The organism is Acidovorax sp. SUPP2825 (assembly GCF_030158995.1).
Lineage (GTDB): Bacteria > Pseudomonadota > Gammaproteobacteria > Burkholderiales > Burkholderiaceae_C > Paracidovorax.
This window is the reverse complement of sequence record NZ_BQXK01000005.1, coordinates 44,433-57,019: the sequence shown is the minus strand read 5'-3', so window position 1 is coordinate 57,019 and position 12,587 is coordinate 44,433. Positions and strand designations below refer to the sequence as shown.

Annotated in this window: 11 protein-coding genes; 6 read left to right on the top strand and 5 right to left on the bottom strand. The window is 68.5% G+C overall.

Going from position 1 to position 12,587, the window contains the following annotated elements:
- The first annotated feature begins 2 nt into the window (after positions 1-2).
- On the top strand, positions 3-1,364 hold the full coding sequence (locus AVAK2825_RS08085; RefSeq protein ID WP_272567432.1) for a GspE/PulE family protein: 1,362 nt from the start codon (positions 3-5) through the stop codon (positions 1,362-1,364).
- A 9-nt stretch (positions 1,365-1,373) separates the two neighbouring features.
- Here AVAK2825_RS08085 and AVAK2825_RS08080 read toward each other — a convergent pair whose 3' ends face one another.
- Complete coding sequence (locus tag AVAK2825_RS08080) at positions 1,374-1,766, bottom strand: hypothetical protein (RefSeq protein ID WP_284396413.1); 393 nt, start codon at positions 1,764-1,766, stop codon at positions 1,374-1,376.
- 9 nt (positions 1,767-1,775) lie between these two features.
- The gene (locus AVAK2825_RS08075; RefSeq protein ID WP_272567430.1) at positions 1,776-2,372 is read right to left on the bottom strand and encodes a peptidoglycan recognition protein family protein; all 597 of its coding nucleotides are present in this window, start codon (positions 2,370-2,372) and stop codon (positions 1,776-1,778) included.
- Between the two features lie 185 nt (positions 2,373-2,557).
- Between AVAK2825_RS08075 and AVAK2825_RS08070 the strand changes: the two genes are divergently transcribed.
- From AVAK2825_RS08070 to AVAK2825_RS08055, 4 genes are all read left to right on the top strand, one after another.
- A complete protein-coding gene (locus AVAK2825_RS08070) occupies positions 2,558-3,577 on the top strand; it encodes an LLM class flavin-dependent oxidoreductase (RefSeq protein ID WP_284396407.1) in 1,020 nt (339 codons plus the stop codon).
- Positions 3,578-3,731: 154 nt separating this feature from the next.
- Positions 3,732-4,967 carry a type II secretion system inner membrane protein GspF gene (gene gspF / locus AVAK2825_RS08065; protein ID WP_284396404.1) on the top strand — a complete coding sequence of 412 codons (1,236 nt, stop codon included), beginning with the start codon at positions 3,732-3,734 and terminating at the stop codon, positions 4,965-4,967.
- A gap of 38 nt (positions 4,968-5,005) precedes the next feature.
- Positions 5,006-5,911: a 5'-nucleotidase gene (locus AVAK2825_RS08060; protein ID WP_272551189.1), complete on the top strand. Its 906-nt coding sequence runs from the start codon at positions 5,006-5,008 to the stop codon at positions 5,909-5,911.
- 129 nt (positions 5,912-6,040) lie between these two features.
- Positions 6,041-6,478, top strand: coding sequence for an EF-hand domain-containing protein (locus tag AVAK2825_RS08055; protein ID WP_284396395.1), 438 nt, complete (start codon positions 6,041-6,043; stop codon positions 6,476-6,478).
- Between the two features lie 109 nt (positions 6,479-6,587).
- On the opposite strand, the gene AVAK2825_RS08050 is transcribed toward AVAK2825_RS08055, so the two are convergent.
- The 3 genes from AVAK2825_RS08050 to AVAK2825_RS08040 form a co-directional block, all read right to left on the bottom strand.
- A complete protein-coding gene (locus AVAK2825_RS08050) occupies positions 6,588-7,019 on the bottom strand; it encodes a hypothetical protein (protein ID WP_284396393.1) in 432 nt (143 codons plus the stop codon).
- A 213-nt stretch (positions 7,020-7,232) separates the two neighbouring features.
- Positions 7,233-7,772 carry a cyanophycin metabolism-associated DUF1854 family protein gene (locus AVAK2825_RS08045; protein ID WP_284396389.1) on the bottom strand — a complete coding sequence of 180 codons (540 nt, stop codon included), beginning with the start codon at positions 7,770-7,772 and terminating at the stop codon, positions 7,233-7,235.
- 23 nt (positions 7,773-7,795) lie between these two features.
- A complete protein-coding gene (locus AVAK2825_RS08040) occupies positions 7,796-10,114 on the bottom strand; it encodes a cyanophycin metabolism-associated ABC transporter (RefSeq protein WP_284396387.1) in 2,319 nt (772 codons plus the stop codon).
- Between the two features lie 222 nt (positions 10,115-10,336).
- On the opposite strand from AVAK2825_RS08040, the gene AVAK2825_RS08035 reads away from it, so the two are divergent.
- The gene (locus AVAK2825_RS08035; RefSeq protein ID WP_284396385.1) at positions 10,337-12,541 is read left to right on the top strand and encodes a cyanophycin synthetase; all 2,205 of its coding nucleotides are present in this window, start codon (positions 10,337-10,339) and stop codon (positions 12,539-12,541) included.
- Positions 12,542-12,587: the final 46 nt, after the last annotated feature.

The window sequence follows — 12,587 nt, the reverse complement described above, 5'->3', positions numbered from 1 at the left end:
CCATGCGCCACCCGCTTCCCTACGCCTTCGCGCGCACCGCCCAGCTGCTGCTCGAGGACGACGGCCAGACCACCGTGCTGTGGCACGGCCCCGCGCCCGATGCCGGCGCCCTGTCGGAGGTGCTGCGCAAATACGCCGTGCGCGAACTCATGCCGCTGGACGCCCACGGGCTGGCGCAGCGCATCAGCGCGGCCTATTCGCAGGGCGAGTCGAGCGCGGCAACGGTGGTGAGCGAGGTCGAATCCGATGCCGACCTCTCGCGCATGATGCAGGAGCTGCCGGCGGTCGAAGACCTGCTGGAATCGGCCGGCGACGCGCCCATCATCCGCATGCTGAACGCGCTGCTCACGCAGGCCGCGCGCGACGGCGCGAGCGACATCCACATCGAACCCTACGAGCGCCACTCCAGCGTGCGCTTTCGCGTGGACGGCACCCTGCGCGAGGTGGTGCAGCCCAACCGCGCGCTGCACGCCGCGCTGATCTCGCGCCTGAAGATCATGGCCGACCTGGACATCTCGGAAAAGCGCCTGCCGCAGGACGGCCGCATCAGCCTGCGCCTGGGCACCCGCGCCATCGACGTGCGCGTGTCCACCCTGCCCAGCGCCCATGGCGAACGCGCCGTGCTGCGCCTCCTGGACAAGAGCGAGAGCAAGCTGAGCCTGGAGGCCGTGGGCATGCAGGGCAACACCCTGCGCCGCTTCGACAGCCTGATCCACCAGCCGCACGGCATCATCCTGGTGACCGGGCCCACGGGCTCGGGCAAGACCACCACGCTGTATGCCGCGCTCGGCCGCCTGGACGCGGCCAGCAGCAACATCATGACGGTGGAAGACCCCATCGAGTACGAGCTGCCGGGCGTGGGCCAGACGCAGGTGAACGCCAAGATCGACCTCACCTTCGCCAAGGCCCTGCGCGCCATCCTGCGCCAGGACCCGGACGTGATCATGATCGGCGAAATCCGCGATTTCGAGACCGCGCAGATCGCCATCCAGGCCTCGCTCACCGGCCACCTGGTGCTGGCCACGCTGCACACCAACGACGCCGCCAGCGCCGTCACGCGGCTGACCGACATGGGCGTGGAGCCCTTCCTGCTGTCCAGCTCGCTGCTCGGCGTGCTGGCCCAGCGCTTGGTGCGCAAGCTCGATCCGTCCGACCCCAGCGGCTACCGCGGCCGCACGGGCGTGTTCGAGATGCTGGTGGTGGACGACACGCTGCGCGCGCAGATCCACAACCAGTCCTCCGAGGCCGACCTGCGCGCCACGGCCCTGGCCGGCGGCATGACGCTGATGCGCGACGACGGTGAGCGCCTGGTGCGCGCCGGCATCACCAGCCCCGAGGAAGTGCTGCGCGTCACGCGGGATTGAAGCGGCGCTTCACGGAGCGGAGTACTTTTGGTGATCAACTGGTCCGTCGCCCCAATCAAAGTAGGTGATATCGCCATCTGCGGTGACGACCTCTGCCAATCCACCGGCGCGCAGCCGGTACTCTTTGCCTTCGATGGTGGTTTTGTAGTAGCAAGGCAGCCATGAGTAATCATCGAGGAACAACTGCCAGAAGTGCTTGGCCTGGTTGAACTTTTCATTGAACTGCTCGACGTTCATCTCAAAGCCGGCACACATCAAAGCGGTGTCGGGATCCATATCCACCTTGGCCACCTTCTCTATTCGCACAGCATGCACATGGGGCGTATGGGTGATCCACAGATAGGCGATGCAAGCGGCCAGCGGAACCGGCAACACAAAGAGAAAGAATGCTTTTTTCTTCATCTCAAGACCTCAATACGCGACCTGAGAGGCTTCCGATTCCAGTTTTCTGGAAACCTCGGGATGGCGGTAAACCGCCGTGCGTTTGAGGTTGAGGTGCTGCATCAAGGCGTCGATGAGCCACACGCTGGCAGCGTTTTGTGCGGCAGTCGGCGATGCGTATTGATCATCTTTCGAGGCGCCCACGACTTCGATGCCCAGGGAATCCAGATTGCTCGGGTACCTGAGATGGGCCGGTTTTTTCATTTCCAGTTGGTGTATCGCAAAGTCCTTGTCCTTCTGCGGCAAAGACGAAGCCAGGATGCTTTTCAGTGCCTTGGTCTGGTCTGGGGTGCAGGTATGGGTCACCCTGCACTTGGACTTGATTGCACCGACATGGAAGCAAACCCGATCCATTCGCGCCGTCTGGTAAATCAATCCGCCAGGCGCGATGAGAAAGTGCGCGCCCACGCTGCGCCAGTAATAGGCCAGCAGCGTCGGAAAGGCGGTGGTGCTGTTGGTCTGGTGCAGGATGATGCCGTTGACGCTCGACAATTCGCCATGCTCAAGATTCGAATAACGGTTGTGCAATATCCGTGAGCCATGAATCATTCCATCGACAATTTTCATAGAAGTCGTTGCGGTCGGAGCCGCGTTGTGTTGATCGTGTGATTTACCCTTGAGGCGATCACCCCTCCCTTGGGGGCCGAATATTACAAGGTGCCGACCCTGCGCGAGACGGCCTTGTCCATCGGCGGTATGAGTGGATGTCCATGGGCGAGCACAGGTTTGGCCGGCGCCCCACAATCGTCCGCATGACCTCTACGCAACGCCCCACGCAACGATTCCCCGCTCTCTCCATGCTCGATCTGGTGGCCGTTCGCGAAGGCGGCACGGTGGCCGAGGCCCTGCAGATCGCCGTGCGCACCGCCCAGCGTGCCGAATCGCTGGGCTTTTCGCGCTACTGGCTGGCCGAACACCACAACATGCCCGGCATCGCCAGCTCGGCCACGGCCGTGCTGGTCGGCCACATCGCCGGCGCCACGCAGCGCATCCGCGTCGGCTCGGGCGGCATCATGCTGCCCAACCACGCGCCGCTGGTGGTGGCCGAGGCCTTCGGCACGCTGGCCGAGCTGTACCCCGGCCGCATCGACCTGGGCCTGGGCCGCGCGCCCGGCACCGACGGCCCCACCATGCGCGCCCTGCGCCGCGACCGCGTGGAGACCGAGCAGGACTTTCCGCGCGACGTGGCCGAGCTGCAGCGCCTGCTGGGCCCCGTGCAGGCCGGCCAGCGCCTCGTGGCCACGCCCGGCGCCGGCACCGAAGTGCCCATCTGGCTGCTGGGCTCCAGCCTGTTCTCGGCCCAGCTCGCGGCAGAACGCGGCCTGCCCTACGCCTTCGCCTCGCATTTCGCGCCGCGCATGCTGCACCAGGCGATCGATCTGTACCGGCGCCTGTTCCGCCCCTCGCCCACCTTGGCCGCGCCCTACGTGGTGGTCGGCGTGCCGGTGATCGCCGCCCCGACCGACGCCGAGGCCGAATACCTCGCCAGCAGCACCTACCAGCGGGTGCTGGGCATCCTGACGGGCAACCGCCTGCAGTTGCAGCCGCCGGTGGAGGACTTCGCCGCGCGGCTGTCGCCCCAGGAGCGCGCCGCCATCGGCGACTTCCTGGCCGCGGGCGTGATCGGCGGGCCGGACACGGTGCGCGCCGGCCTGCGCGAACTCGCCGAGGAAACCAGCGCCGACGAGTTCATGCTGGTGAGCGACGTGTACGACCCGGCGCTGCGCCTGCGGTCGCTGGACATCGTGGCCGCCGCCAACCGGGCGGAGTGAGCGGCCGGCCCGGTGCCGCGCGCGACGGACGGCGCCGGGGCGGCAGGCGCCCGCCGGCCCGCCATCGCCGCGCGACACCGGCCTGCCACCGGCAGCGGCTACCATCACGCACCGCCCCGTTGCCCATCCCCCTCGCCGCCCCCGACTGAACCGCATGCCCGCCTTTTCCTTTGAAGCCCTCGACGCGCAGGGCCAGACCCGCAAAGGCACCATCGAAGCCGACACCGCCAAGGCCGCCCGCAGCCTGCTGCGCGCCCAGGCGCTCGTGCCCATGGCCGTGGAGGCGCTCGCGGCGGGCCAGGGCCCCACCGGCGGGGGCGCGGCCACCTTCAGCCAGCGGCTCTTCACGCGGCCCGTGTTCGGCGCCACGGCGCTCTCCATCTGGACCCGCCAGCTCGCCGGGCTCGTCGCCTCGGGCCTGCCGCTGGAGCGGGCCCTCACCGCCCTGGCCGACGAGGCCGACGACGAGCGCCAGCGCCACCTCGTGGCCACCCTGCGCGCCGAGGTGAACGCCGGCTCCACCTTCGCCCGCGCCCTGGGCGCCCACCCGCGCGAGTTCTCGGCCATCTACTGCGCCGTGATCGGCGCCGGCGAGCACAGCGGCAACCTCGGCCTGGTGCTGGAGCGCCTGGCGGACGATCTGGAGGACCGGCAGGCGCTCAAGGCCAAACTGATCGGCGCGGCGCTGTACCCCGCCATCGTCACCGTGGTGGCCATCGTCATCGTGCTGTTCCTGGTGGGCTACGTTGTGCCCCAGGTGGCGGCCGTGTTCGCTGGCACCAAGCGCGCCCTGCCCTTTCTCACCGTGGCCATGCTCGCCATCAGCGACGCGGTGCGCCACTACGGCTGGGCGGCGCTGATTGCTATTATTTTCATAGCATTCGGAGCAAGATATGCCCTGGCGCAGCCGCGTTTTCGCGAAAAATTCGATGCCGTGTGGCTGACCCTGCCACTGGTAGGCAAGCTCGCGCGCGGCTACAACGCGGCGCGCTTCGCCGGCACGCTGGCCATGCTGGCGGGCGCCGGCGTGCCCATCCTGCGGGCGCTGCAGGCCGCCGCCGAGACGCTGAACAACCGCGCCATGCGCGCCGACGCGCTCGACGCGCTGGTGCTGGTGCGCGAGGGCGCACCGCTGGCCTCGGCCATGGCGCAGAAAAAACGCTTTCCCGGCCTGGTCGCCATGTTCGCGCGCCTGGGCGAGCAGACCGGCCAGTTGCCCGTGATGCTGCAGCGCGCGGCCACGCAGCTGTCCACCGAGGTGCAGCGCCGGGCGCTGCAGCTGGCCACCATCCTGGAGCCCCTGCTCATCGTCGCCATGGGGCTCATCGTCATGCTGATCGTGCTGGCCGTGCTCATGCCCATCATCCAGCTCAACCAGTTCGTCAAATAAATGACCGGCCTGCCTTCCCTCCGCCGCCGGAGCCCCCCATGGCCATGACCCTGGACGACAAGCTCGTCGTCGCCATCTCCTCGCGCGCGCTGTTCGATTTCGAGGAGGAAAACCGCCTGTTCGATCCGCTGCAGCCGCAGACCTACATGCAGCTGCAGCTCGACCGGCTGGACACGCCCGCGCGCCCCGGCGTGGCGTTCTCGCTGGTCAAGAAGCTGCTGGCCTTCAACGAGCCCGGCCACCAGCGCGTGGAGGTGGTGGTGCTGTCGCGCAACGACCCGGTGAGCGGCATGCGCATCTTCCGTTCGGCCAGCGCCGCGCACGTGCCGCTGGAGCGCGGCGTGTTCACGCAGGGGCGCGACCCGTTCCGCTACTTGCGGCCGCTGGGCGCGCACCTGTTCCTGTCCGCCAACGAGGCCGACGTGCGCCAGGCCCTGCAACTGGGCTACCCGGCCGCGCGCGTGCTGACCGAATCGGTGCAGGCCAGCCACGCCAATCCGCACGAGGTGCGCATCGCCTTCGACGGCGACGCCGTGCTGTTCTCCGACGAGGCCGAGCGCGTGTACCAGGCGCAGGGGCTGGCCGCCTTTCAGCGCCACGAGACCGACAAGGCCGCGCAGCCGCTGCCCGACGGCCCCTTCAAGCCGCTGCTGGCCGCGCTGCACCGCCTTCAGCAGGCGGCGGGCAGTTCGTCGGGCATGCGCCTGCGCACGGCCCTGGTCACCGCCCGCAGCGCGCCGGCGCACGAGCGCGCCATCCAGACGCTCATGAACTGGAACATCGCCGTGGACGAGGCCATGTTCCTGGGTGGGCTGGACAAGGGCGGGTTCCTGCGCGAGTTCGAGCCCGATTTCTTCTTCGACGACCAGACCGGCCATGTCACTTCGGCGGCGCGGCACGTGCCCTCGGGCCACGTGAACAGCGGCATCTCCAACCCCGGTTGAAGGCCATCGGCCCAGCGGCCCAGCCACCGAAAGGCAAAGAAGCGCAAACCTTTGCAACCGCCGGTGAAACCCTGCCGCCCCCGATTGCAAAAACCCGCCGGCCCCACCATCTGTGACACCATGCCCCGAATGAACACCCCTGCCGCACCCCTGCCGTCCCGTGTCCATGCCGCCCGCGCCGCTGCGGCGCCGATCCAGCCCGGTGCGGCCGCCCTGCGTGCCATCGCGCTGTTTTCCCTGCTCGCCATCGGCCTGGCCTTCAGCGCCGTGGCCGCCACGCCCCCGGCCGCCGCACCCCAGGCCAAGGCGAGCGAGCCGCTGAGCAAGGGCGAAATCAAGGCGCAAAAAGAATTCAAGATGCTGGACTTCAACGGCGACGGCAAGCTGAGCCGCTCGGAAGTGGCGCTGTTCCCGCGCCTGGCCAACGCCTTCGACGACGCCGATACCAACCACGACGGTTTCGTGTCGTACGAGGAAGTGCGGGCGTTCGCCGCCAAGTACCGGGCCGAACGCGACCGCGCCCGGGCCGAAGAAGCGAAAACCCCGGCCAGCGCGGCCAAGCCCTAGCCGCCGCTCGCTACCGCAACCGCCACCGGACTCGTCGTTTTATAGCCAAAACGGCCTCCAGCACAATCAGTACTAGGGCATCCTGCTATTGATTTAAGAGCAAATCACCTTACAGCCCGCCCGTTCGCTTGACCTTGGGGTCGGCATAGGTGAGGGGCTCGTCCTTGGCCTCCTGGGCCAGGCGCTCCTGCAGCGGGGTCTTGTTGAGTTCCTGCGCCATCTCGACGGCGCTGCCGCTGGCGCGCCACATCGACTGGATGAACTCGAGCAGCTGCTTGTAGATGGGCTCCGGCGGCGGCTCCTGTTTCTCTTCGACCGTGTCCTTCTTCTTGACCTCGGTCCAGTCGCGGTTGCGCGTGTCCGGGTCGGACGGCTTGTCCGGCTCCCGCACGATGGCGCCCTCGCCCAGCCGGTCCATCGACTCGACGGGGTTGGCCGCATGGATGGGCCGGACAGGAACCGCGCCGGAGGCCCCCGTGGAATACAAATCGGCGCCCTGGGGACGCCAGCTCGGCGATCGGTCAACAGGTGGCATTTGCATGGCGGGGTCCGTTCGTGAAAGTGGAGCGGCAAGGGGAATTCATCCCTCGTCGTATTTCATAACGGCAAAAAGAAAGGGAAATTAAGTCCTTTTTAACGGATCAAGGCAAAAATCAGGGTTTACCCCTATCCCTTGGCCACGCCTGCGCCCCGCCACGCCGCAATGCAGGGCGGTAGCAACCGCCGCCGGCTCATGCCCGGCGCGGCCAGGGTGCTATAGAAAACGCTCCAGCAGCCGGCGCGAGGGTTTGTCCAGCGCCGCCACGTCGGGCACGCGGAACTGCACGCCGTCGGCCGAAGCGATCAGCAAGGTGGTGCGCCCGCCCAGCCGGCGGATGTCCTCCTCGGCCTTGAGCACCAACTGCGCAGGGCCGCGGTCCGTCTCCACCACCCAGGTGCTGGGGGTGGAAAACCCCGAGACGCTGACCAGCCTCTCCAGGATCGGCACGAATTCGCGCGCATGAAGGTCTTCCTCGACCAGCGCCCGGGCGGCAGCAGGCAGGTGGTCCAGGTGCTCGATCCACTGCAGTTCATGGCCGTCCGCCCCGACCAGGGAGATGCCCTCGGCGGGAGCGGCGATGGGAAAGGCCCGCACCGGCACCACTTCGGCGTGCTCGGCGCCGCCGGGCTGGGTGAGCACCAGGCGGCCGTGGGCGTTGCGCTGCAGGCGGATGCCGGCCACGGCCGAAGCGTTGGCAGGGACGGCGGCCGCAGGGGACGCGGCTGCGGACAAGGGAGAAGTCGAAGCAGTCATGGGCGTGCGCTCTCTTTCCAGGATCAGGAGTTGCCCGCGGGATGGGCGGGGTGCAGCAACGCGCTGTCGATGACGAGGCCCGACGCCTCGGCGTCCTCCTCGGCCCGGCGGGCCTGGGCTTCGTAGAGGCGCCAGTAGGCGCCCTGCTTTTCCATCAGGGCGTCGTGCGGGCCGACCTCGACCACCTCGCCCCGGTCCATCACCACCAGGCGGTCGGCCTTGCGCAGCGTGGACAGGCGGTGGGCGATGGCGATGGTGGTTCGGCCCTGCACCAGGTTGTCGAGCGCCTTCTGGATTTCCTTTTCGGTCTCGGTGTCCACGGCGGAGGTGGCCTCGTCCAGGATCAGGATGCGCGGGTCGATCAGCAGCGCGCGGGCGATGCTGATGCGCTGGCGCTCCCCACCCGACAGGCCCTGGCCGCGCTCGCCCACCAGCGAGTCGTAGCCCTGGGGCAGGCGCAGGATGAATTCGTGCGCGTGGGCGGCGCGCGCGGCCGCCACGATCTCGGCGCGCGTGGCCTCGGGCTTGCCGTAGGCGATGTTCTCGGCGATGGTGCCGAAGAACAGGAACGGCTCCTGCAGCACCAGCCCGATATGCCGGCGGTAGTCGGCCACGCGCAACCGGCGCACATCCACGCCGTCGACCTGGATCGAGCCCTCGGTCACGTCGTAGAAGCGGCTGATCAGGTTGACCAGCGTGCTCTTGCCCGAACCGCTGTGGCCCACCAGGCCGATCATCTCGCCCGGCCGGATATCCAGGTTCAGCCCCTTGATGACCGAGCGGCTGCCATAGCGAAAGCCCACGTTGCGCATCGCGATGGCGCCCTCGACGCGCTCCATGGTCACCGGCTGCACCGGATCGGGCACGTTGCTCACGTGGTCCAGGATGTCGAAGATGCGCTTGGCGCCGGCCGCGGCCTTCTGCGTGACCGAGACGATGCGGCTCATGGAGTCGAGCCGGGTATAGAAGCGCCCGATGTAGGCGATGAACGCCGCCAGCACCCCGACGGTGATCTGGTTGTGCGCCACCAGCCAGATGCCGAAGCCCCAGACGATGAGCAGGCCGATCTCGGTCATCAGCGAGACCGTGGGCGTGAACAGCGACCAGGTCTTGTTGAGCCGGTCGTTCACCTCCAGGTTGTGCTGGTTGGCATCGCGAAAGCGCTGCGCCTCGCGCTTTTCCTGCGCGAAGGCCTTCACCACGCGGATGCCGGGAATGGTGTCGGCCAGCACGTTGGTGACCTCGGACCACACGCGGTCGATCTTCTCGAAACCGGTGCGCAGACGGTCGCGCACGTTGTGGATCAGCCAGGCGATGAACGGCAGCGGCACCAGCGTGACCAGCGCCAGCCAGGGGTTGATCGAAAACAGGATGGCCGCCGTCATCAGGATCATGAGCACATCGGTCATGAAGTCGAGGGCGTGCAGCGACAGGAAGACGTTGATGCGGTCCGTCTCCGAACCGATGCGCGCCATCAGGTCGCCGGTGCGCTTGCCGCCGAAATAGTCGAGCGACAGGCGCAGCAGGTGCTCGTAGGTGGTGGTGCGCAGGTCCGCGCCGATGCGCTCGGACACCAGCGCCAGGATGTAGGTGCGCGCCCAGCCCAGCCCCCAGGCCAGCAGCGCCGACAGCAGCAGGCCGCCCAGGTACAGCCCCACGAGGTGCACCGGAATCTGCTGGCCGTTCTGATAGGGGATGAGGATGTCATCCATCAGCGGAATCGTGAGGTACGGCGGCACCAGGGTGGCAGCGGTGGAGGCCAGCGTGAGCCCGAAGCCCGTCGCCAGCTGCTTGCGGTAAGGCCGGGCGAAGCGCCACAGGCGCAGCAGCACCCAGGTGGAGGTCTGCGGGGCCGGCGCGCGGGCACAGGCGGGGCACTCCTCGGTGTCGGGCGGCAGCGCGGTGTGGCAGACCTCGCAGCGGGCCTCGTCCGCGGGCTCGGACTCGAGCGTGGCATCGTGCGGCATGCCCAGCGCGGCCAGGCGCTGGTCGAACTTCTGCAGCATGCGCAGGGCCTGCGGATGCGCGCCGAGGGTGAAGCGCCACAGCGCCAGGCGGCGCTCGGTGTCGTGCAGTTCCAGGGCGCCCACGCCGCCATGGTCGGACAGGCGCAAGGCCATGCCGGCGACCAGCGGCCACTCCTGCACGGCACCGCCATCGGTGCGCGACAGCAGGCGCTGGGAGGTCAGCACCAGCAGGCCGGGCGCGAAGCGCAGGGCCGGGCTCAGGTCAACCTGCAGCGCGGCCAGCACGTTTTCGTGGGGGGCGAGCCTGGCTCGCCATTCGGCCCCGTCGGGGCCATTCAAGACACTCGAGGCGTCCACAGGATGTTGATGTTGCATTTTGGTTGGTTTTTCCGCCCTGGACGGCCCGAGAAGCCAGCCCGTGCTCTGGTCCCCATTCTCCCCGATGCTCCACAGGCCGCTTTCGCATCTGCATGTAACGCCTTCCCCACTGGCCACGCTGACATCCTCTAGGCCACACCCGAGTGGGCGCACAATTGACCGACACTCCTTCCGCAAATCGGTCCGCTTCGGGCCGCAGTTTCCTTTACGCTGCACTCCATGGCGACATTCAATGACATCCAACTGCTGCGCATCAACTACCTGCGCGGTCCCAACATCTGGACTTACCGTCCAGTGCTCGAAGTCTGGCTGGATCTCGGCGCGCTCGAAGACCACCCGTCCAACGCCCTGCCGGGATTCAACGAGCGCCTGACCACCTGGCTGCCGGCGCTCATCGAGCACCACTGCGGCGTGGGCGAGCGCGGCGGCTTCCTGCAGCGGCTGGAGGGCGGCACCTGGTGCGGCCACGTGCTGGAGCACATCGTGATCGAGCTGCTCAACCTGTCGGGCATGCCCACGGGCTTCGGGCAGACGCGCAGCACCTCGCAGCGCGGCGTGTACCGCATGGTGTTCCGGGCGCGCGACGAGCGCGTGGCGCGCGTGGCTCTCGAGCAGGGCCACCAGCTCATCATGGCGGCCATCAACGACACCCCTTTCGATGTGCAGGCCGCCGTGGCGCGCGTGCGCACCGAGGTGGACGACCAGTACCTCGGCCCCAGCACCGCGTGCATCGTCACCGCCGCGACCGACCGCGGCATTCCGCACATCCGGCTGAACGACGGCAACCTGGTGCAACTGGGCTACGGCGCATCGCAGCGCCGCATCTGGACGGCCGAGAGCGAGTTCACCAGCGCCATCGCCGAAGGCATCGCCAGCGACAAGGACCTGACCAAGAGCCTGCTCAAATCGTGCGGCGTGCCCGTGCCCGAGGGCCAGGTCGTCAACAGCCCCGAAGAGGCCTGGGAAGCCGCGCAGGACATCGGCCTGCCGGTGGTCGTCAAGCCCTCGGACGGCAACCATGGCCGCGGCGTGACGCTGGACCTGCGCAAGCAGGCCGACATCGAGGCGGCCTACCACGTGGCCTATCCCGAGGGCAGCGACGTGATGGTCGAGCGCTTCATTCCCGGCGACGAGCACCGGGTGCTCGTGGTGGGCGGCAAGGTCGTGGCCGCCGCGCGCGGCGAGGTCGTGAGCATCACCGGCAACGGCCGCTCCACCGTGCAGGAGCTGATCGACACGCAGCTCAACTCCGACCCGCGCCGCGGCTACGAAGAGGAATACCCGCTCGAGCTGATCCAGGTGGACGCCAACGTGGCCGTGCAGCTCGAACTCAAGCGCCAGGACCTCAGCGCCACCGCCGTGCCCGAGGCCGGCCGCGAGGTCGTGGTCCAGCGCAACGGCAACGTGGCCGTGGACTGCACCGACGAAGTGCATCCCGAGGTGGCCTACATCGCCGCACTGGCGGCCAAGGTCGTGGGCCTGGACATCGCCGGCATCGATCTCGTGGCGCGCGACATCGGCCGCCCGCTGCAGGAGCAGAGCGGCGCGATCGTCGAGGTGAACGCCGGCCCCGGCCTGCTCATGCACCTGAAGCCCGCCATCGGCGCGCCGCGCCCGGTGGGCCAGGCGATTGCCGAGCACCTGTTCCCGGCCGAAGAAAACGCCGACGGCACGATCGGCCGCATTCCGCTGGTCGGCGTGGCCGGCACGCGCGGCACCAGCACCATCGCCCGCGTGGTGGGCTGGCTCATGCACCTGGGCGGGCGCCACACGGGCCTGGCCTGCCGCGAGGGCCTGTTCCTGGACCGCCGCTGCGTGGACACCGCCGACAGCGCCCACTGGGAAGCCGCTCACCGCCTGCTGATGAACCAGATGGTGCAGGCCGCCGTGATCGAGAACGACGCCCGCACCATCCTGCGCGACGGCCTGGCCTACGACCGCTGCCAGGTGGGCGTGGTGACCGACATGGACGGCAAGGACACGCTGGCCGAGTTCGACGTATTCGAACAGGACCAGATGTTCAAGGTGCTGCGCACGCAGATCGACGTGGTGCTGCCCGGCGGCGCCGCCGTACTGAACGCCGCCGAGCCCCAGGTGCTGGAGTTGGCCCCGCTGTCGGACGGCGCCGTGGTGCTGTACGCCCAGGACGGCACGCTGCCCGCGATCGCGGAGCACCGCGCGCAGGACAACGGCCGCGCCGTCTTCGTGAAGGCAGGCCGGGTGGTGCTGGCCACCGGCTCGGCCGAGCATGTGCTGGGCGCACTGGCCGACCTGACGTTCGGCCGCAACGCCGTGCAGACCGAGCCCGACACCTTGCTGGCCATCGTGGCGACGGCCTGGGCGCTGGACATCGCGCCGGACCTGATCGGCGCGGGCATCAAGACGTTCGAGCCCGAGCTTCCCTGCGCCGCCCCGGCCCGCTAGACCCCTTTCAACGACCGCATGGACTCGAGCCGGCACCCACGCCGGC